Here is an 18465-nt window from a genome sequence, read left to right as displayed (position 1 = left end):
ATGCTCTATTTCCCGCGCTGGAAATACACTCTGATAGCCATCGCCTGTGCGCTGGGCTTTTTGCTGTCCGCGCCCAACTTTGTGCCCAAGGAGGATCTTGCCGGACTTCCGGACTGGCTGCCGTCGAACCAGGTCAATCTGGGTCTTGATCTGCAGGGCGGGTCGCATCTGCTGCTGGAAGTAGATGTGGACACGGTGCTGAACGACCGCCTGGAGGCGCTTGTGGATGACGTGCGCCAAACCCTGCGCGAAGCGCGCATTGGCTATACGGGTCTTGGCCATGCCGGCGATCGGGTGACAGTCCGCATCCGTGAGCAGGGCGACGTTGAGCAGGCGATGACGCTGCTGCGCGAGTTGTCAGTACCTATTACGGCAAACGTATTTGCTGCCGTGCCGGAGCGTGATCTGGCGTTTGAAGAAAATGGTGGGCGCATAAGCATCGAGATGACGGACGCCGCGCGCACGGAGCGCCTCAACAGCGCGCTGGAGCAGTCCATCGAGATTGTTCGTCGCCGCATTGACGAACTGGGCACGACCGAGCCGGTCATTCAGCGGCAGGGCACGGACCGTATTCTGGTGCAGGTGCCGGGTCTCGATGACCCGCAGCGCCTCAAGGCTTTGCTGGGCCGGACCGCGCAGCTGAACTTCCATCTGGTTGATACGTCGGTTTCTGTCATCGACGCTATTCAGACCCGGCCACCTGCGGGGTCGCAGGTTCTGCCGCTTGTGGACGGCTCCGGCGGATCTGTCCTGATCCGCCGACGGGTGATGGTATCGGGCGAAAGTCTTGTGGATGCCCAGCCTGGATTTGACCAGCAAACCAACGAACCTGTTGTCTCCTTCCGGTTTGATGCCTCAGGGGCCAAGCGGTTTGCCGATGTCACGCAGGCCAATGTCGGGCGTCCGTTCGCTGTTGTGCTGGACAATGAAGTGATCACCGCGCCGGTTATCCGCGAGCCTATTCTGGGCGGCAGCGGGCAGATCAGCGGCGGATTTACGGTAACTGAAGCAAACGATCTGGCGATCCTGCTTCGCGCCGGCGCGTTGCCAGCGCCGCTTGAAGTGCTGGAGGAGCGCACCGTTGGCCCCGGCCTTGGGGCTGACAGTGTGGCCGCGGGTGAAATTGCCGCGGCCATCGGCTTTGCCGCCGTCATCCTGTTTATTCTGGCCGTGTACGGATTGTTTGGCGTGTTTGCCAATGTGGCGCTCATCATCAACGTAGCGATGATTTTTGGTCTGCTCTCGTTGTTGCAGGCCACTTTGACGCTGCCTGGTATCGCCGGGATTGTGCTGACAATCGGCATGGCGGTGGATGCCAATGTGCTGATCTTCGAGCGTATCAAGGAAGAAGCCGCCGCGGGCAAAACCCCCATCAACGCCATTGATGTGGGCTACTCGCGGGCGCTTGGCACGATTGTTGACGCCAACATCACGACCTTTATTGCCGCCGCCATTCTGTTTCAGATGGGTTCAGGCCCGGTACGTGGCTTTGCCGTGACTTTGGCCATCGGCATCATCACGTCCGTTTTCACGGCCTTCACGGTTACACGCCTGTTCGTTTCCATCTGGCTCAAGCGGCGTCGCCCCGCTGAAGTGCCCCTTTAGCCGACCGGACCCTCAGCACAATGCGCAAGCTCAAACTCATTCCCGACGACACGCATATTCCGTTTATCAGGATGCGGTTCATCGCGATGATTGCTTCCACAGCAGCCGTTCTGGCGTCAATCATTCTTGTTGCCGTCATGGGGCTGAACTTTGGCATTGATTTTCGCGGCGGGACGCTGATCGAGATCGGTACCGAAGAACCGGCTGATGTTGCTGACCTTCGCAGTCGCCTGGGGGGCTTGGGACTGGGTGATGTGCAAATCCAGTCCTTTGGTGCTCCAACAGATGTGTTGATCCGCGTTGAAACGCAGCCCGGCGGCGCGTCAGCGCAACAGGCCGTTGTGGATGCAGTGCGCGCTGAACTGGGAACTGAGGTTGAGTACCGCCGCGTTGAAGTTGTGGGACCGACGGTTTCGGGCGAGCTTATTGAAGCCGGTGTTTTGGCTATCCTGCTCGCTGTCGGTCTGATGCTGATCTATATCTGGTTCCGCTTTGAGTGGCAGTTCTCTGTGGGGGCCGTCGTGGCGTTGGTACATGACGTGGTTATCACGCTTGGTCTGTTTGCCATCCTGCAGCTTGAGTTCAACCTCTCCATCATTGCAGCGCTGCTTACAATCGTCGGTTATTCGATGAACGACACGGTGGTTGTGTATGACCGGGTGCGGGAGAAGCTGCGTAAATACAAGCGTATGCCACTGGCGGAATTGCTGGATCTGGCTGTAAACAAAACACTTTCGCGCACAATCATGACGTCACTGACCACGCTGCTGGCTCTGTTCTCGCTCTACATCTTTGGCGGCGAAGTCATTCGCGGTTTCACTTTCGCGATGATCTGGGGCATCGTCATCGGCACCTATTCATCGATCTTTGTGGCGGCACCTTTGCTGCTGTGGCTTGGCGTGAAACGTGACTGGTCCGGTGCGGGAGCCGGTGAGCCGGGGCAGGCGACTTCGGGCAGCAGCACCCCCGCCGAATAAGTACGGGTGAGGTGTGAGGACGGCGCTTTCCAAGTGCTGAACTTCGGGCCTATTCTTACGCATGAGTCGATATGTCCTTGCGCAATGCAGCATTTGGACGAGGCCGACCAGCGCCGGAACGCTGGCAAAAAAGGGAAGGAAACCGGGGATGGCTGGGATTTTGACAAATCTGCGCAGCACAGTGATAGCGGGCTTCGTGCTCGCGCTGGCGCTGATGATTTTTTACGTTTACGGGCAATACAGTGCGTCCAGCCATATTGGCGAGGCTTTGGGCACAACGGCGTTCTGGGCGTTTATCGTTCGTTGGGCACATGTGCTGTGCGGCATCATGTGGATTGGTCTGCTGTACTATTTCAACTTTGTACAGATCCCCAACATGCCCAACATTCCCGATGAGCAAAAGCCTGCCATTGGCAAGGTCATAGCGCCGGCAGCCCTTTGGTGGTTCCGCTGGGGCGCCATGGGCACGATAGCGTTCGGCATCATTCTCGCCGCGCTCAATGGCTATCTTGTTGATGCCTATCTGCTGGGATTCACCGATGGCGGGGCCAGCACCATTATTGGCATCGGCATGTGGCTTGGCACCATCATGTGGTTCAACGTGTGGTTCGTCATTTGGCCAAACCAGAAGATTGCGCTTGGCATCGTCGAAGCACCCGCTGAAGACAAACCCAAGTCGGCGCGTACTGCCATGCTGTTTTCACGCACCAATACGCTGCTATCGATCCCCATGCTGTTTGCCATGGTGATCAATCAGAACGTGTTCTAACGCACGCGCACATCACACAACCGACAACGGCGCTGCACCCGACCGGGGCAGCGCCGTTTTCATGTGGGCGATATGTTGATCTATGACGCTTGCCCGAAGTTGGCGTTGGCAAACTTCCAGTTCACCAGATGGTCAAGGTAGCTGGCAATGTAGTCAGGCCGCTTGTTCTGGTAATCCAGATAGTAGGCGTGCTCCCATACATCCAATGTCAGGATGGCCCGCTTGCCATGCGCCATGGGCAAATCAGCATCGTGGGTGTTCATGACACTCAACTTGTCGTTTTCATCTGCTACGAGCCATGCCCAGCCGGACCCGAACTGGCCTGCCGCCACGTCCTTAAAGGCCAGAGCAAACTCATCGTAGGATCCAAAGTCCCTGTAGATCGCGTCCGCGATTGGCCCATCGGGCTTGCCGCCGCCTGTTGGCGACATCGAGTGCCAGAAGAATGTGTGATTCCACACCTGCGCTGCCTGATTAAAAAGTTTGGCCTTATCAGTATCGCCCTTGCTGGCGGCAATAATCTCCTCAAGCGACTTGCCCTCGAGATTGGTCCCGGAAATCAGCCCGTTGAGCGTATCAACATATTTTTGATGATGCTTGTCATGATGGTAGCTGAATGTCTCAGCGGACATATGCGGTTCAAGTGCGTCAGGCGGGTAGGGGAGGTCTGGCAGTTCAAAGCCTGAAGCTGTTGGCCGGGTGGCTGTGGCAGGGTTTGTCATGTGAAAAGACCTCCTTAAACTCTGTTGCAAACGGGGCACGATAAAAGGTGTGCCCTATGCGTTACCTTGTGCGCATGACGTGTTTATCAAGGATCAACTCCTCAAGGAATGTCATGGTGCCTGACCCTTATCTGCCGCTATCCACCAAGGATGCTGAACTTCCGGCTTCTGTGACCGAGACATTGAGGCGGGACGATTCGGACAGGTTTCTGTCAGCGCTTTTTGTACCGGCTGAAAAACGTTCTCAGGTTCTGGCACTTTATGCCCTCGACCGGGACTTGAAACGCATACCGGCAACCGTCAGTGAAGCAATGCTTGGGGCTATCCGTTTTCAATGGTGGCGCGACACAATTGGCGCAATCTATGAGGGACAACCACCCCGCCACGAAATTGTTCCTGCGCTCGCGGCAGCCGTCCGTGATGGCAACCTCGACCCAAAGGATTTTCATGCATGGCTGGATGCACGCGAAGACGAAATGGCAGAGCAACCATTTGCATCACTCGATGACATGACATCTCATGCGGCGCGCAGTGACGGGACAGTCATGTCAATGGCGGTGCAGGTATTGACCGGCGAAACACTGCCGGCGGCAGCGTCGCTTGGCACGGCCTATGGGCTTATTGATCTGCTCAGACGCGCTGCACCGGCAGCGGCCCGCCGCATATTTCTGCTTCCCGCGGACGGTGCAGCCGCAGAGATAGAAGTGTTTTTAAGTGGCAAAATAACGTCGGCTATTTCGCAAAGTTACACGGCCATTGCCGATGCAGCCCTCGCCATTATTGAGCGCGAGCGCGCCACTCCCATGAACAAGAACGCATTGCCCGGAATCCTCCATGCGGGATTGGTTCCGGGATATGCAAGGCTAATGGGCCGGGCAGGCTTCAACCCCATGACAATGTCTGCTGATATTCCCGCCTATCGCCGCCAGCTTTCCCTTCTGGCGCGTGTCCTGCGAGGGCGCATCTAGCGCCTGCTACTCAGCAGCGATGGGTGTCACGCCAAACCACGCTTCAGCATCCGCCAATGCGCGCGATGTGTATGCGCGCTTGCGGGCCGGCCCTTTGGCCTTACCACGCAGACGCTTTCCATCGGGGCCTTTAGGCATTTCCACTTCCGGGAAAAGTCCAAAATTGACATTCATCGGCTGAAACGACCCTTTGCCGCCATCAAGATGACCGCCGGTTATATGCGCAAGCAACGCACCCAAAGCAGTTGTTGCGGGCGGTGGTGCGGCGGTTTTCCCCAATGCCTGCGCGGCAGCAAAGCGTCCGGCGAGCAGACCGATGGATGCACTTTCAATGTATCCCTCGACGCCGGTTATCTGACCGGCAAACCGCAGGCGTGGCATGGCCTTGAGGCGTAGTTCACTGTCCAGCAGTTTAGGGCTGTTGAGGAACGTGTTGCGGTGCAGCCCACCCAAGCGGGCAAAGGTTGCTTTTTCGAGACCGGGAATGGACTTGAAAATGCGGGTCTGCTCGCCGTGGCGCAGCTTGGTTTGAAAACCCACCATGTTGTAGAGCGTGCCAAGTGCATTGTCCTGACGCAACTGCACCACGGCATAGGGTTTTACGTCTGGTGCGTGCGGGTTGGTAAGGCCAACGGGCTTCATCGGCCCGTAGCGCAATGTCTCCCGACCGCGCTCAGCCATTACTTCGATTGGCAAACAGGCCTCAAAATAGGGTGTGGATGCTTCCCACTCCTTAAAGTCGGTTTTTTCGCCTGCGAGCAGCGCATCAATAAAAGCGTGATACTGAGTTTCGTCCATCGGGCAGTTGATGTAATCCGCACCGGTGCCGCCGGGACCAACTTTGTCGTAGCGTGACTGGAACCACGCCTTGGTCATATCCACCGTATCAAAGTTGACGATGGGGGCGATGGCATCAAAAAAGGCCAGCTCGTCCTCACCGGTCAGCCCCTGAATGGCGGTGGCCAGATCGGGTGACGTCAGCGGGCCGGTCGCAACAATGACACTCTCCCAGTCTTCCGGGGGCAGGCCAGCGACCTCGGCACGGTCAATGGTAATCAGCGGCTCCGCCTCGATGGCTGCCTGAACAGCCTGCGAAAACCCCTCTCGGTCAACCGCAAGCGCCCCACCGGCAGGCACCTGATTGGCGTCACCGCATTTCATAATCAGCGAATTGCCGCGCCGCAGCTCTGCGTGCAGCAGACCGATGGCACTGGTTTCCGCGTCATCGGACCGAAACGAATTGGAGCAGACAAGTTCCGCCAGCCCATCAGTCTGGTGCGCATCGGTGCCGCGATGCGGGCGCATCTCGTGCAGGATCACCGGCACGCCGGCGCGTGACGCCTGCCAGGCAGCTTCAGACCCTGCCAGACCGCCGCCGATAACATGAATAGGCTGTGTTTTGCTCATGGGCGCAGATTTAGGTCACAGCGCTGCGCATCGCAAGACCGTTTTGGGTGTGGTGAATGGGCACTTGCGCTCGCTTCGGCAACAGAACACCATGCGCGCGGGTGCTTGAGGGAAGGTGTCCCTTGAGGAGATGCTAAATGAAACGCTTTTTGCTGGTCGCTGCTGCGATCCTGACGGGGCTGGGCGTCTTTGCCGGATTGGCCGTTACGCCCGCACATGCAGCTCTTGATGGGTGCACCTATCAGGGCCTGCCGTTGCGTGGTGAAGTTACTATTGTGCCGAATAATGCCACGCTGACCGTCGAGATTGTGGACAGCAACCCTGACCTTAAAGTGGAATGGATTGACCGCCACTCAAACGCATGCGGACACTGGCGCAAGGTCGGGCTGGGCGCTGACTTCACCATTCAGATCGTGCCCAGCGGCGGCGACATCCGCATTCAGGAAGTGACCAGCGGCGCAGGACTTCCTTAGCAGCATCACGGCGTTGGCGTGATGGCTGCCAGCTCGCCCGCATCGCCCAGATAGCCTTCCCAGGCAAACCAGAAGGCTATGTGTCCTGGCAGGCGGTGGAACTGTGTGCCGCCGGGTGAAGCAAGGGCGCTTTCGGTGACAGACCATTCCTCACCCTCAGACAATAGGCGTGTTGCATCGTTGGTTTTTTCAAACAGGCGTCCGTCGGTGCGATAGGCCCGCACGCTGAGGGTCGTGGCGTTGCCAATCAGCGTGACCGGAATAACGCCAGCCATATCGTTGACCACAGCGCCGCCCTCAAACTGAGAAAGACGCCAGGCTTTGTCAGCACCTGCGCCGCGAAGGGCAAAGACATAGTCTTTGGGAGCAAGCGTGGATGCATCAACGGGTGCCGGGAAAATAAGTTCCGGGCTTGCAAAATAATCCGCATACGGCGCACCGGGTGTATAGTCCCGACGGTGCCCCGTGTTAAGCGACAAAACCTGTGTCGTGGGGTTGCGCGCCAGCCAGTCACCCCACGTGGTGATGGTGACGGGGCGGGTCTTAAGCTCGATGCCTGAACCCGTCAGACCACCAACTACGGGGCGCCCGGTGAACTGGTTCCACAGGCTTTCTGTTTGATGGTCATACATCAGCTTGTTGGACCGGTAGAGCAGGCCGGACGAGCCGAACGTGAAGGGTGTTGAGCGCCCCTCAACGGTTGTTTCAAACAAGATACCTGATCCACACAGCGTGCAGTAAGCCAGGCTGACCGGCACACCGCCAATCACATCGTTGAACATTTCATGCCAGTCGAGAATGCGCAGCGGGTAGGCGCGCACGTCGCCGTTTATTTCAACGCCGAACACAAGCTCGTCGTCTGTCAGGTAAGTTGCAGAATCAGGCGCCACCAGTTCAGGGTTAGTCAGCGCGGGAATACCGTCCTTGAGCACACCGCCCCACACGGCTTCCCACAACGGCACGTCATGGGCGACACCGGGATAAATGAAACCGTAGAAATTGGGGTCAATACGCGCCAGCACCAGCGCGCGGGCCTCGTCAAACCCATCAAAGGGTTGAAGGTCGGGCTGGGTTTGCAGCCATTGCATCCAGTCAAACCAGCTGTCCCCATGATCCACACCGGTGATGCTTGAAAGGGCGATGCCAAGGGCCGGACGCAGGCTGCGATGAAAGCGCATGGCCTGCACCAGTGCAAAGGCGCCATCCGGGCTTTTGCGTTTGATGAAGTAGTCAATCGCATCCGTTACGGCGCGCGGGTTGTCGCCCACCAGATCAATCGCTCGCGACACGGGTTCAGGACGATCGGCAGACAGTTCCTGCGCGCCCACAGCGGTTGCTGTGAACGCCACCAATGCGACGCTGACGAGCGACATGCGCAGAAACGTGAAATGGCGGGTCATGGTATCGGCACCGTTGGTTGAGGAGCATCAGGTTGCCCCAGACCAACGGTGCCGGTTTTTTGTATGCCCTGCACATCAAGCAGGCGCACATTTGTGTGAGCAGCTAGTTCCAGACAGGCGGCTTTTTGCCGATCCAGGGTTGGGCCTGCTCAAGCTGACCGGCCAGCCGATAAAGTGTGGCTTCATCGCCGTAGCGGCCAGTGAACATCATGCCCAGAGGCAGGCCATCTGTTGACCACCACAACGGCAGCGACAACGACGGTTGACCGGTGAAGTTGAACGGCGGCGTAAAGGGAAACACCTTGCCCTGACGTTTGTTGACTTCCTTGGGATCAAGGTTCACCGGGTCCACGTAACCGATTTCCGGCGGCGGGGTGCCCATGACCGGGCACAGATATGCATCAAAAGGTGAAAGTGTACGCAGTATCTCGCGCGACAGGCGCCGCAGCGTGCGCCAGCCCCAAAATGCCTGCGGGCCTGTGATCTGGTTGCCCGAGTTGAGAGCGGCCCAGGTGAGCGGTTCCAACTCATCCTGCTCCGGGTCGCGGCCAAGTAATTCGCGCCGCTCCATCATGCCAGCGGCAAAGTTGGAAGCGGATACCGCGCCTTGCGCCCGGTACAGTGTCCGGTAGTCAACACCAAGGCCTTGCTCGACCACTTCATGGCCAAGTTCCCTGAGCAACGTCACGGTCTTTTGCAGGGCCGCCAGATTTTCCTCATGCACGGGTTCCTTGCCCGGGCGTTCAGCAGAATAAGCGATGCGCAATTTGCCCGGCGCGCGGGATACTTCCTCAAGGAACGGTCGCTCATAGGGAAGCGGTGGGTAGGGGCTGTCTATTTCAGGCGCGCACGTCGCGTCCAGCATGGCGGCACTGTCGCGCACCGTGCGGGTTACTACATGGTCCACGGAAAAACCCATGGCGCGTTCGCCATCTTCACCTGAATCCGGGTTGCGGGCGCGGGTGGTTTTCATGCCGACAAGGCCGCAGCATGCAGCAGGAATGCGAATTGAGCCCAGCCCGTCTGATGCGTGGGCCATGGGCACGATGCCTGCGGCAACGGCTGATGCTGCACCACCCGAAGATCCACCGGCAATATGGTTTGTGTTCCACGGGTTACGACATGGTCCCAGGCGCGCGGATTCAGTCGTCCCTGTAATGCCGTATTCCGGTGTGTTGGTTTTGCCGACAAACACCACACCAGCTTCGCGGTATCGGGTGGCCAGAATACTATCTTCCGGGGCTACATAGTCGCGCAGGTAATGCGAGCCAGATGTGGCGGGCCAGTGCGCGACCTTGACGCCAAGGTCCTTGATAAGAAACGGCACACCCCTGAAAGGACCGTCGGGCAGATCGCCCTGCGCCCATTTGCGTGCGTCGTCATAGCCTTTGTACACCACTGCGTTCAGTGCGGGATTGTGCTTTTCTATGCGCTCAATAGCGGCATCCACCAGTTCAAGTGGTGTTACTTCCTTTTTAGCGACAAGCTCAGCCAGACCTATGCCATCATAGTCTGCATACGCATCTTTTTCCATGTGTGGTGTCTCCTAGTTCCAGATCGGGGGGTGACGGTCGGCCCAGGGGGCGGCTTCCTCAAGCTGTGCGGCGAGCCGGATGAGCGTTGCTTCCTCACCAAAGCGGGCAGCGAAGTGCAGACCGACAGGCAGGCCATCATCCGTCCAGTGCAGCGGCAGTGAGATGGCGGGCTGGCCGGTTGCATTCTCAACGGGTGTGAACGCCACATAGTTGAGAATAGGTGCAAAGGCTTTTTCCGCGTCGCTTTCATTGATGTCGATTGTGCCGATGCGCAGGGGTGGTTCGCCCAGCGTTGGCGTCAGCCACAAATCGTATTCATCATGCCAGGCAGCAACGCCGCGCGACATGAATTGCAACGCGGCCACGGCATTGAGGTAATCAGAGCCCGAGACTTTTTTGCCTGCTTCCCACAGGCCTGCTGTAAGCGGTTCAAGGTCGCCCTGACGGGGCGTTTTACCAAACAAAAGTTCCTGCACAGCGATCTGTTGCGCCACGCCGGTTGCCCAAATTGCCATAAACGCCGGTTGCATCATGCCGATGTCAATCGGCGGTGAGGCTTCTTCCACTTCATGACCAAGGCTTTCAAGCAGCTTGGCGGTATTCAGCACGGCCTTCACGCATTCCGGGTGAACAGGTTCACCGCCAAGCGTTTTGGTGGTGAAGCCTATTTTGAGGCTCCCCGGCGCAACGCCCACATCATCAGACCAGATGCCTTCATGGTGGGGGGCCGCATACGGATCGCCGGGTTCAGGGCCTGCAGAAATATCAAGGGCCACGGCTGTGTCGCGCACCGTGCGGCTGACCACCAGGTCAATTGCCAACCCGGACATGACATCACCAATCATCGGGCCGTTGGGAATGCGGCCGCGGGTTGGCTTAAGTCCGACAAGCCCGCAGGACGATGCAGGAATGCGGATTGAGCCGCCCCCATCGTTGGCGTGGGCAACGGGCACGATACCTGCCGCCACTGCCGCGGCAGACCCGCCGGACGAGCCGCCGGGTGTATGGTCAGGGTTCCATGGGTTGCGGGCGGGGCCATACAAAGCGCCTTCCGACACCGGCAACAAACCAAACTCCGGTACATTGGTTTTGCCAAGCGGGACGAGTCCGGACGCGATGAAACGCGACGTCAGCGTAGAGTGTGTGGGGGCGGGATTTCCCGCCATGAAGCGCGAGCCGTATTGCGTGGCCACACCTTCATAGTCGCCCATGATGTCTTTCAACAAGAACGGCACACCGGCAAACGGTGCTGACCGGTCGCCCTCGTCTATGTTTGCGGCGAGCCTGCGGCCCTGATCGGCCATGTCGGTCACCACTGCATTGAGCGCCGGATTGTGTTTCTGGATGCGCGCAAGCGCCTCTTCGGCCAGTTCAGACGCACTGACCTCGCCATTGTGAACCAGATTGGCCAGCCCGACGCCGTCATAGTCTGCGTAGTCATCCATCGCCATGGTCCACATCCTCCCAGAAGTGATTTTTTGTCGGGAGTTACGCTAATGGACCCATTGGCTGACGGGAAGGGGCTTAGGCGAATGGAAACGGAGGCCGCCCTTCAAACACGGGGCCCTGCATTTGGGGGTTTTCACCAGCCTGCCAGGCAGGCACGGTCAAGGTCGCGCGGCGCAGAACAGTTGCGGGCGTACTTTGCGTCTGTGCTTCGTTGGCGTTTTCAACCGTCGTGATGGTGCCGGTTATGCCCTCGCCAGTGATGGCCAGTACTGTGAAGCCATTAGAATGGCTATCCATGTACTTAAGATAGGGATTGGCATTGTCGTTGCCGAGCCAGCCGCCGATTGTTGTGCTGCCGGTGAGGTTGGCTGCGAGTGCCGCGCGCGTCCCGCGCATCATCAGCAGGTTGAAGTTTTCAAGTATCTCGCCATCCGGACCTTCCGCAACGACCAAAGGGCGGAACGGATCGTCCGGCCCACGAGTGACACGCTCGGCGCCACCAAACATGGTGAGAGACGAAATGCCCGTGGTGGCAAACTCGACCGCCGCAGGCTGTGGGTCTTCTGCATCCGGATCGGTTGTGAGAATGGCGGCTGCGTGCATGTGGTAGTCACCGGCACATGACACCACGCCTGAAATATTTTGTTCGTGCACAAAGCTCATCAGCTCCCGCAATTCGCCGGGGTAGCCGTTCCAGGCGTCAATGCCGATGGCGACATTTGGCAACCCCTGAAAGGGAAGCGACGACAGGTCGAGGCGCAGCGGCGTGGCGGGAATGGAGTTCGCCCACAGCTTCCAGGTGGCCGTGCTTTGTTCAAGCATTGTCTTGAACCATGCCTTCTGGGTATGCCCCAACAAGGATGCAGACGGGCTTTCGCTGCGCGGGTTTGGCACCTGCTCGCCGTTTGCTCCTTCAAATACTGCCGGCGGGTTCGCGTCATTTGCCATCATGCCTTCATCAAGACTGCGAATGATGCCGGTAGGTGGAGCGGGCGCGCCGATGGCACTTTCAAGCGCCGCGTCCATCGGCTGTGGTGCGCGGTAGCTGCGCGTATCCGTGACGATGATTGACGCGGTTCGCCCCCATTCAAGCGACCTATAGATTGTGAGCGAGGCGAGCGCTGCCTTGTTGTCGGCATTGTCAATCAGGTAGCCGTCCAGCGGTGCGCCGCCATCGCTGTCGATAACGTTCACCGGTGCAAAGTCATGGGCAGTCCCGGTGAGACGGGCGGGGATGAACTCAAACCATGCCTGGTTGGCCGCTACCTTGCGCTGCTGTGCGGGGCCTTCAGCGCCGGGATAGGTGGAGTAGCTTTGCCAGCTATCATTGGTAAACTCGTGATCGTCCCACGTGCAAATGAATGGCCAGCGGGCGCGGGCAGCCTGAAGGGCTTCGTCTTCCAGATAGGTTTTGTAGAGGTGGCGGTAGTCTGCGACCGTTACAGCATAGGTGCGGCCATCGGGCAGGGTGCCGCCGTCGGGAAATGGGGTAATGCGGCGTACCGGCTCTACACCTTCAGGCAGATCAGGTGAAGTTTCGTAAATAAAATCACCCAGATGCATTACAGCGTGAATCTGTTCGGCGGGTGCCGCGGCTTCATCATCGGCAACCAGCCTTGCCCACGCCCCGAAAAAGCCCTGCTCATAGTTTTGGCATGAGGCCATGGCCATGCGCAGCGCCGCCGTGCTTTGGGCATCCGGCGCTGTGTGGGTGCGCCCGGTGCGCGACGTGTCGCCGGTACCGCTGATAAAGCGGTAGTAGTACCAGCTATCGGGCTCAAGACCGGTGACAGTCACGCGCAGCGTGTAGTCGTTGGCAAGCGTTGCACTCAGTGGCTGTTCGACAACAACCGTTGCAAAGTTCTTGTCTGCCGATACCTGCACGATGATCGGCAGCGGCAGGGCAGACCTGTCGAGCGGCTCTGCGCGGGTCCACAAAACTATGCCGTCAGGTGCGGGATCCGCCGAGGCAACACCGTGGGGAAAGCGGGCACGCCTGCCTGCCAAAGAATCCTGTGTCGCGTCCTGTGCAGAGGCGTGCCGTATGGTGGGAATGAAACTCACTCCGGCAGCCACGGTGAAGCACCCGGCACCGGCACCAAATCGCTGCAAAAAGGCGCGACGTGTTGTGTTGTTTTTGTTGTTCATGGGGCCACTTCCTATCTGCGCAGTATGATATGTGCGTGAAGGGTAGCAGCTTATGTGCGGCGCCTAGTGGTTTTTGTCTTTGCCGCCGCTTTCTTTTGGGCCGCCGCTTTTTTCTTCGTCGCAGTTTTGCGTCTGGGTGCGGGCGTCGTGTCATCCTCTGCCGGGGCTTTGCGCATAGGGCGTCGCGTTGCTGCGGCGGCAGCGGCCGCAAGAGCTGTTTTCTTTTTGCGTTCGTCTGACTTTGGTGCGGCGACGCGGCTCTTTTTGAGCAACGGTTTGAGGTAATGGCCGGTGTAGCTGCGCGGTGCGGCGGCTACATCTTCCGGCGTCCCCTGCGCCACAACTTCACCGCCGCCATCGCCGCCCTCGGGACCGATGTCGATGATCCAGTCGGCAGTCTTGATGACTTCGAGGTTGTGTTCGATCACCACAACCGTGTTGCCCTGATCCACAAGCTCGTGGAGCACCTCCAGCAGCTTGGCCACGTCATGGAAATGAAGGCCGGTTGTCGGCTCATCCAGAATATACAGCGTACGGCCTGTCGCGCGCTTGGACAGTTCCTTGGAGAGTTTCACGCGCTGGGCTTCACCGCCTGAAAGCGTTGTGGCCTGCTGGCCGATTTTGATGTAGCCAAGGCCCACCTGCTTGAGCGTTTCCAGCTTGTCGCGTACGGCGGGTACGGCCTTGAAGAAGTCCGCGCCGTCCTCAACGGTCATATCCAGCACTTGCGCAATGGATTTGTCGCGGAACTTCACTTCCAGTGTTTCGCGGTTGTAGCGCTGACCGTGGCATACGTCACACTGCACATAGACGTCTGCCAGAAAGTGCATCTCGATCTTGATGACGCCGTCGCCCTGGCAGGCCTCGCAGCGTCCGCCCTTGACGTTGAACGAAAACCGCCCCGGTGTGTACCCACGCGTCTTGGCCTCGGGAAGACCCGCAAACCATTCGCGGATTGGTGTGAATGCGCCGGTGTAGGTCGCGGGGTTAGAGCGTGGCGTGCGACCGATGGGCGACTGGTCGATGTCGATGACTTTATCGAGAAACTCAATTCCCTCGATCTTGTCGTGGGCACCGGGTTGTGCGCGGGCGTTCATCAGGCGGCGCGACAAAGCGGGGTAGAGCGTATCCACCAGCAGCGACGACTTGCCTGAGCCGGACACGCCGGTAACACACACGAATGCGCCGAGCGGAAACTCGGCGTCCACATTCTTGAGGTTGTTTTCGCGCGCACCTTTGATGGAGAGGCGCTTCTTGTTGGTCGGGCGGCGTTCTGACGGCAGTTCGATCTGCCGCATACCGACCAGATATTGCCCGGTGAGGCTGTCGGCCGATTGCATCACCTGTTTGGGCGTGCCGGCAGCCACAACGGTACCGCCATGCACACCGGCACCCGGCCCCATATCCACCACATAGTCGGCTTCCAGAATGGCTTCCTCGTCATGCTCCACAACAATGACGGTGTTGCCGATGTCGCGCAGGCGCTTGAGGGTTTCCAGCAGGCGCGTGTTGTCGCGCTGGTGGAGGCCGATAGACGGTTCGTCGAGCACATACAAAACGCCCGTCAGCCCGGAACCAATTTGCGAGGCCAGCCGGATGCGCTGGCTCTCGCCGCCCGACAGCGTGCCGGAACCGCGTGACAAGGTGAGATAGTCCAGCCCGACATCTACCAGAAACTTCAGCCGCTCGCGGATTTCCTTCAGCACGCGCCCGGCAATTTCATTTTGCTGTTTGGTGAACGTCTTATCCACCGTGGAAAACCAGTCATGGGCTTCACGGATGGAAAACTGCGAGGCTTCACCCACGTGCAATCCAGCGATTTTTACCGCAAGCGCTTCCGGCTTGAGGCGGAAACCTCCGCAGGTTTCGCAGGGGTGGGACGACTGGTAGCGCGCCAATTCCTCACGCATCCACGCTGAATCCGTTTCGCGCCAGCGCCGCTCGATATTGCCCACAACACCCTCAAACGGTTTTTTGGTTTTGTAGGAGCGGATGCCGTCGTCGTAGTGAAACTCGACCTCTTCCCTGCCGGTGCCAAACAGGATGGCATTGCGCAGTTCATCCGACAGGTCACTCCATGCCTCGTTCATGGAGCCTCCAAAGTGGTGCACCAGCGCGTCCAGTGTCTGGGTGTAGTAGGGTGATGTGGTGCCGGTCTTGGACCACGGGGCGATGGCCCCCTTGCGCAGGCTCAACGAAGGTTCAGGCACCACCAGATCGGCTTCAAACTGAAGCTCCGTACCCAGACCATCGCAGGCGGGACAGGCCCCGAAAGGGTTGTTGAAGGAAAAAAGACGCGGCTCAATTTCCTCAATGGTAAACCCGGAAACAGGGCAGGCGAACTTTTCAGAGAAAATGATCTGGCGCGGGCTGCCGTCATCATTTTTGGCATCAGCAAACTCGGCAATGGCAAGGCCGTCTGCCAGTCGCAGGGCAGTCTCCATTGAGTCAGCAAGCCGGTTGCCGAGATCAGGGCGCACCACAAGGCGGTCCACCACCACTTCAATGTCGTGCTTTTTCTTTTTGTCGAGGGCGGGGACGGCGTCCAGCTCGTAGAACTCGCCATCCACCTTCACGCGCTGGAAGCCGCGTTTTTGCAGGTCGGCAAACTCCTTGCGGTATTCGCCTTTGCGACCACGGATCATGGGGGCCAGCAAAAACAGCCGCGTGCCTTCGTCCAGAGCCAGCACCCGGTCCACCATCTGGCTCACGGTCTGGCTTTCAATAGGCAGGCCGGTGGCAGGCGAATAGGGAATGCCGACACGGGCGAACAGCAGCCGCATATAGTCATAGATCTCGGTGACTGTGCCGACGGTGGAGCGTGGATTACGCGATGTGGTTTTCTGCTCGATGGAAATTGCCGGTGACAGACCCTCAATCAGCTCGACGTCGGGCTTCTCCATCATCTGCAAAAACTGGCGGGCGTAGGCCGAGAGACTCTCTACATAGCGGCGCTGGCCTTCCGCATAAATCGTGTCGAAGGCCAGAGACGATTTGCCGGAGCCGGACAGGCCGGTAATCACCACCAGCTTGTCACGCGGCAGTTCAACATCCACGCCTTTAAGATTATGTTCGCGGGCGCCTTTGACGGTGATGGAGCGAAGTGCGGTCACGGAGGTTCCTTATTGGAATGGCGCGGAAAACATGTGGAGCGATAGATAGGGCCTACGTTGTCGGTTGGCGAGACACCCATGGCGCGACTCATAGTTTGATGATAAGAACATATCAGGAACAATTGTTTTTTGTTGTGGATTAAATTGGCATCAGCAGCGCGCCCCGCCGGAGAATCCGGTAGTGTCGCGCCAACACAATTCCCCGCCAGGCAGGCGCACAACTGTGCCGCGAGGCGACAACCAGAAAAGGCCCGCACCCATGGCAGGCAGTGTCAACAAAGTCATCCTGATCGGCAATCTGGGCGCCGACCCCGAAGTGCGGCATACGCAGGACGGCAAGCCCATCGTCAATCTGCGCATCGCCACGTCTGAAAGCTGGCGTGACCGCAACTCCGGTGAACGGCGCGAGAAAACCGAATGGCACCGGGTGGTGATTTTTTCGGAAGGTCTGGCCAAGATTGCCGAGCAGTATCTGAAAAAGGGCTCCAAGGTTTACCTGGAAGGGCAGTTGCAGACCCGCAAATGGCAGGACCAATCCGGTCAGGACAAGTATTCAACAGAAGTTGTGCTGCAGGGCTTCAACTCCACCCTCACCATGCTGGATGGCCGTGGCGACAGCGGTGGCATGGGTGCAGGTGGCGGCGGCGGAAGCTCCCGCCCGGCGGCTGCATCCTCAGGTGGCGCCGGTGGAGGCAGCGATGATTTCGGCAGCAGCGACTTTGATGACGAAGTGCCGTTTTAGCCAGAGCGTCGGCATGACAGGCGCTCCATGAGCATTGATGTTCTCGATACCATCCACGACCCCGGCAAGGCTGACGGGGCCAATGAGGATCATCTTGGGTCTGCTGCCAACTATGCATGGGTATTTGATGGCGCGACCGGGCTGGTGGATGAGCAGCTTACGGGGACCGCGAGTGATGCAGCTTGGCTGACGCAGGCGGGAACAAAAGCGCTTGAAGCGCGTGCGCCCGGCCATCGCGGGCCGCTGACAGCGCTCCTTGATGAAGTAATCGATGATGTGTCGCGGCGGTTTGATGCTGAGGCGCTGCGACAGCCAGGTGAGCGATACGAACGGCCTACGGCCTCGCTCATTCTCATTCGGCAAACCGGTGGTGTACTGGACTGCCTCAACTTTGGCGACTGCAAGCTGTTGCTGCGCGATGAGACACATGGCTTTCGCAGCTTTGGTTCTGATACCGACAGCGAAGCCTATGAATCTCACCTGGCAACGCAGTTTTCAGAGCAGCGCAAGGCGGATGGCGCCACCGGCGCACCCAATCAACACCGCAGTTCGGTGCAGGAGCGCCTGCGGAAAATCCGCAACCGGCACAACATCCCCGGAGGCTATTGGGTTTTCGGGCTTGATGCAGAGGCCGCCGAACACGCTCGGACGACGACATTCGACATAGATACCCCTGCCGTGGCCTTGATGATGACCGATGGCTTTGAGGCGCTGGCAGGCGACTATGGCCGCTACACCGAGCAGGGTTTGCTGGAGGCCGCCCTTGATAAAGGCCTTGCCGCGCTCAGGGATGAGTTACGCCATATTGAGCGCAAGCTGGACCCTGAGGCGCATCAGTTTCCGCGTTTCAAGCAGAGCGACGACGCGACGGCGATGCTTGTCAGGCTAGGCTAAAACACCCGCGTGATTCAGGTTTTTTGCATCGCGGGATTGATGTTCTGAGCGCGACTTCGAGCGCCACTTTTTCAGGCCATATTTACCAACAAAAACAATGTGTTACGAGCCTCCCCTGTGACCCGCCCCCAAACGCTGGGAAGTTTGCGGCAGGGGGGCTGAAATGCTAGTTTTCGGGATATGTTTTCCAAGCGATTCCGCACATCCAGCTAGGTCTCCGACGCGGCCCCAATCAGGTACGCGCCATCTCCGGCTTGGTCCGG

General features: G+C 58.7%; 14 protein-coding genes. 7 read left to right on the top strand and 7 right to left on the bottom strand.

The genetic code is table 11. The features are described from left to right. From secD to RIB87_RS01625, 3 genes are all read left to right on the top strand, one after another. Positions 1–1605 carry a protein translocase subunit SecD gene (secD, locus tag RIB87_RS01635; RefSeq protein WP_350142828.1) on the top strand — a complete coding sequence of 535 codons (1605 nt, stop codon included), beginning with the start codon at positions 1–3 and terminating at the stop codon, positions 1603–1605. A gap of 20 nt (positions 1606–1625) precedes the next feature. Beyond that, complete coding sequence (gene secF / locus RIB87_RS01630; RefSeq protein WP_350142826.1) at positions 1626–2582, top strand: protein translocase subunit SecF; 957 nt, start codon at positions 1626–1628, stop codon at positions 2580–2582. Positions 2583–2730: 148 nt separating this feature from the next. Then, complete coding sequence (locus tag RIB87_RS01625) at positions 2731–3351, top strand: urate hydroxylase PuuD (RefSeq protein WP_350142823.1); 621 nt, start codon at positions 2731–2733, stop codon at positions 3349–3351. Between the two features lie 80 nt (positions 3352–3431). Here RIB87_RS01625 and RIB87_RS01620 read toward each other — a convergent pair whose 3' ends face one another. Then, on the bottom strand, positions 3432–4073 hold the full coding sequence (locus RIB87_RS01620) for a superoxide dismutase (RefSeq protein WP_350142820.1): 642 nt from the start codon (positions 4071–4073) through the stop codon (positions 3432–3434). A 113-nt stretch (positions 4074–4186) separates the two neighbouring features. Here RIB87_RS01620 and RIB87_RS01615 point away from each other — a divergent pair, with 113 nt between their 5' ends. Further along, complete coding sequence (locus tag RIB87_RS01615) at positions 4187–5041, top strand: phytoene/squalene synthase family protein (protein ID WP_350142818.1); 855 nt, start codon at positions 4187–4189, stop codon at positions 5039–5041. 6 nt (positions 5042–5047) lie between these two features. Here RIB87_RS01615 and trmFO read toward each other — a convergent pair whose 3' ends face one another. Then, a complete protein-coding gene (gene trmFO / locus RIB87_RS01610) occupies positions 5048–6448 on the bottom strand; it encodes a methylenetetrahydrofolate--tRNA-(uracil(54)-C(5))-methyltransferase (FADH(2)-oxidizing) TrmFO (RefSeq protein WP_350142816.1) in 1401 nt (466 codons plus the stop codon). Between the two features lie 137 nt (positions 6449–6585). Here trmFO and RIB87_RS01605 point away from each other — a divergent pair, with 137 nt between their 5' ends. After that, a complete protein-coding gene (locus RIB87_RS01605) occupies positions 6586–6921 on the top strand; it encodes a 7(1) septoil knot domain-containing protein (protein WP_350142813.1) in 336 nt (111 codons plus the stop codon). A gap of 5 nt (positions 6922–6926) precedes the next feature. Here RIB87_RS01605 and RIB87_RS01600 read toward each other — a convergent pair whose 3' ends face one another. The 5 genes from RIB87_RS01600 to uvrA form a co-directional block, all read right to left on the bottom strand. Continuing rightward, on the bottom strand, positions 6927–8321 hold the full coding sequence (locus RIB87_RS01600) for a DUF3179 domain-containing protein (RefSeq protein WP_350142811.1): 1395 nt from the start codon (positions 8319–8321) through the stop codon (positions 6927–6929). Between the two features lie 103 nt (positions 8322–8424). Next, the gene (locus RIB87_RS01595; protein ID WP_350142808.1) at positions 8425–9855 is read right to left on the bottom strand and encodes an amidase; all 1431 of its coding nucleotides are present in this window, start codon (positions 9853–9855) and stop codon (positions 8425–8427) included. 12 nt (positions 9856–9867) lie between these two features. Beyond that, positions 9868–11307 carry an amidase gene (locus RIB87_RS01590; protein WP_350142806.1) on the bottom strand — a complete coding sequence of 480 codons (1440 nt, stop codon included), beginning with the start codon at positions 11305–11307 and terminating at the stop codon, positions 9868–9870. Between the two features lie 73 nt (positions 11308–11380). Further along, a complete protein-coding gene (locus RIB87_RS01585) occupies positions 11381–13453 on the bottom strand; it encodes an alkaline phosphatase D family protein (RefSeq protein ID WP_350142804.1) in 2073 nt (690 codons plus the stop codon). A 50-nt stretch (positions 13454–13503) separates the two neighbouring features. Continuing rightward, on the bottom strand, positions 13504–16566 hold the full coding sequence (uvrA, locus tag RIB87_RS01580; RefSeq protein ID WP_350142802.1) for an excinuclease ABC subunit UvrA: 3063 nt from the start codon (positions 16564–16566) through the stop codon (positions 13504–13506). 259 nt (positions 16567–16825) lie between these two features. On the opposite strand from uvrA, the gene RIB87_RS01575 reads away from it, so the two are divergent. Together RIB87_RS01575 and RIB87_RS01570 are read left to right on the top strand one after the other, a co-directional pair. Further along, positions 16826–17308 carry a single-stranded DNA-binding protein gene (locus RIB87_RS01575; protein ID WP_350142800.1) on the top strand — a complete coding sequence of 161 codons (483 nt, stop codon included), beginning with the start codon at positions 16826–16828 and terminating at the stop codon, positions 17306–17308. Between the two features lie 27 nt (positions 17309–17335). Continuing rightward, positions 17336–18202: a protein phosphatase 2C domain-containing protein gene (locus RIB87_RS01570; protein WP_350142798.1), complete on the top strand. Its 867-nt coding sequence runs from the start codon at positions 17336–17338 to the stop codon at positions 18200–18202. Positions 18203–18465: the final 263 nt, after the last annotated feature.

The organism is Pyruvatibacter sp., from assembly GCF_040219635.1.
GTDB lineage: Bacteria > Pseudomonadota > Alphaproteobacteria > CGMCC-115125 > CGMCC-115125 > Pyruvatibacter.
Note: the sequence above shows the minus strand (reverse complement) of the source record. Positions and strands in the feature narration are given on the sequence as shown.

What these genes read in the sequence shown, in the direction of transcription:
- RIB87_RS01615 (WP_350142818.1), top strand. Translation starts at nt 4,187, where the DNA reads ATGGTGCCTGACCCTTATCTGCCGCTATCCACCAAGGATGCTGAACTT.
- trmFO (WP_350142816.1), bottom strand. Translation starts at nt 6,448, where the DNA reads ATGAGCAAAACACAGCCTATTCATGTTATCGGCGGCGGTCTGGCAGGG.
- RIB87_RS01590 (WP_350142806.1), bottom strand. Translation starts at nt 11,307, where the DNA reads ATGGCGATGGATGACTACGCAGACTATGACGGCGTCGGGCTGGCCAAT.
- RIB87_RS01585 (WP_350142804.1), bottom strand. Translation starts at nt 13,453, where the DNA reads ATGAACAACAAAAACAACACAACACGTCGCGCCTTTTTGCAGCGATTT.
- RIB87_RS01605 (WP_350142813.1), top strand. Translation starts at nt 6,586, where the DNA reads ATGAAACGCTTTTTGCTGGTCGCTGCTGCGATCCTGACGGGGCTGGGC.
- RIB87_RS01570 (WP_350142798.1), top strand. Translation starts at nt 17,336, where the DNA reads ATGAGCATTGATGTTCTCGATACCATCCACGACCCCGGCAAGGCTGAC.
- RIB87_RS01600 (WP_350142811.1), bottom strand. Translation starts at nt 8,321, where the DNA reads ATGACCCGCCATTTCACGTTTCTGCGCATGTCGCTCGTCAGCGTCGCA.
- RIB87_RS01620 (WP_350142820.1), bottom strand. Translation starts at nt 4,073, where the DNA reads ATGACAAACCCTGCCACAGCCACCCGGCCAACAGCTTCAGGCTTTGAA.
- RIB87_RS01595 (WP_350142808.1), bottom strand. Translation starts at nt 9,855, where the DNA reads ATGGAAAAAGATGCGTATGCAGACTATGATGGCATAGGTCTGGCTGAG.
- RIB87_RS01625 (WP_350142823.1), top strand. Translation starts at nt 2,731, where the DNA reads ATGGCTGGGATTTTGACAAATCTGCGCAGCACAGTGATAGCGGGCTTC.
- RIB87_RS01575 (WP_350142800.1), top strand. Translation starts at nt 16,826, where the DNA reads ATGGCAGGCAGTGTCAACAAAGTCATCCTGATCGGCAATCTGGGCGCC.
- secF (WP_350142826.1), top strand. Translation starts at nt 1,626, where the DNA reads ATGCGCAAGCTCAAACTCATTCCCGACGACACGCATATTCCGTTTATC.
- secD (WP_350142828.1), top strand. Translation starts at nt 1, where the DNA reads ATGCTCTATTTCCCGCGCTGGAAATACACTCTGATAGCCATCGCCTGT.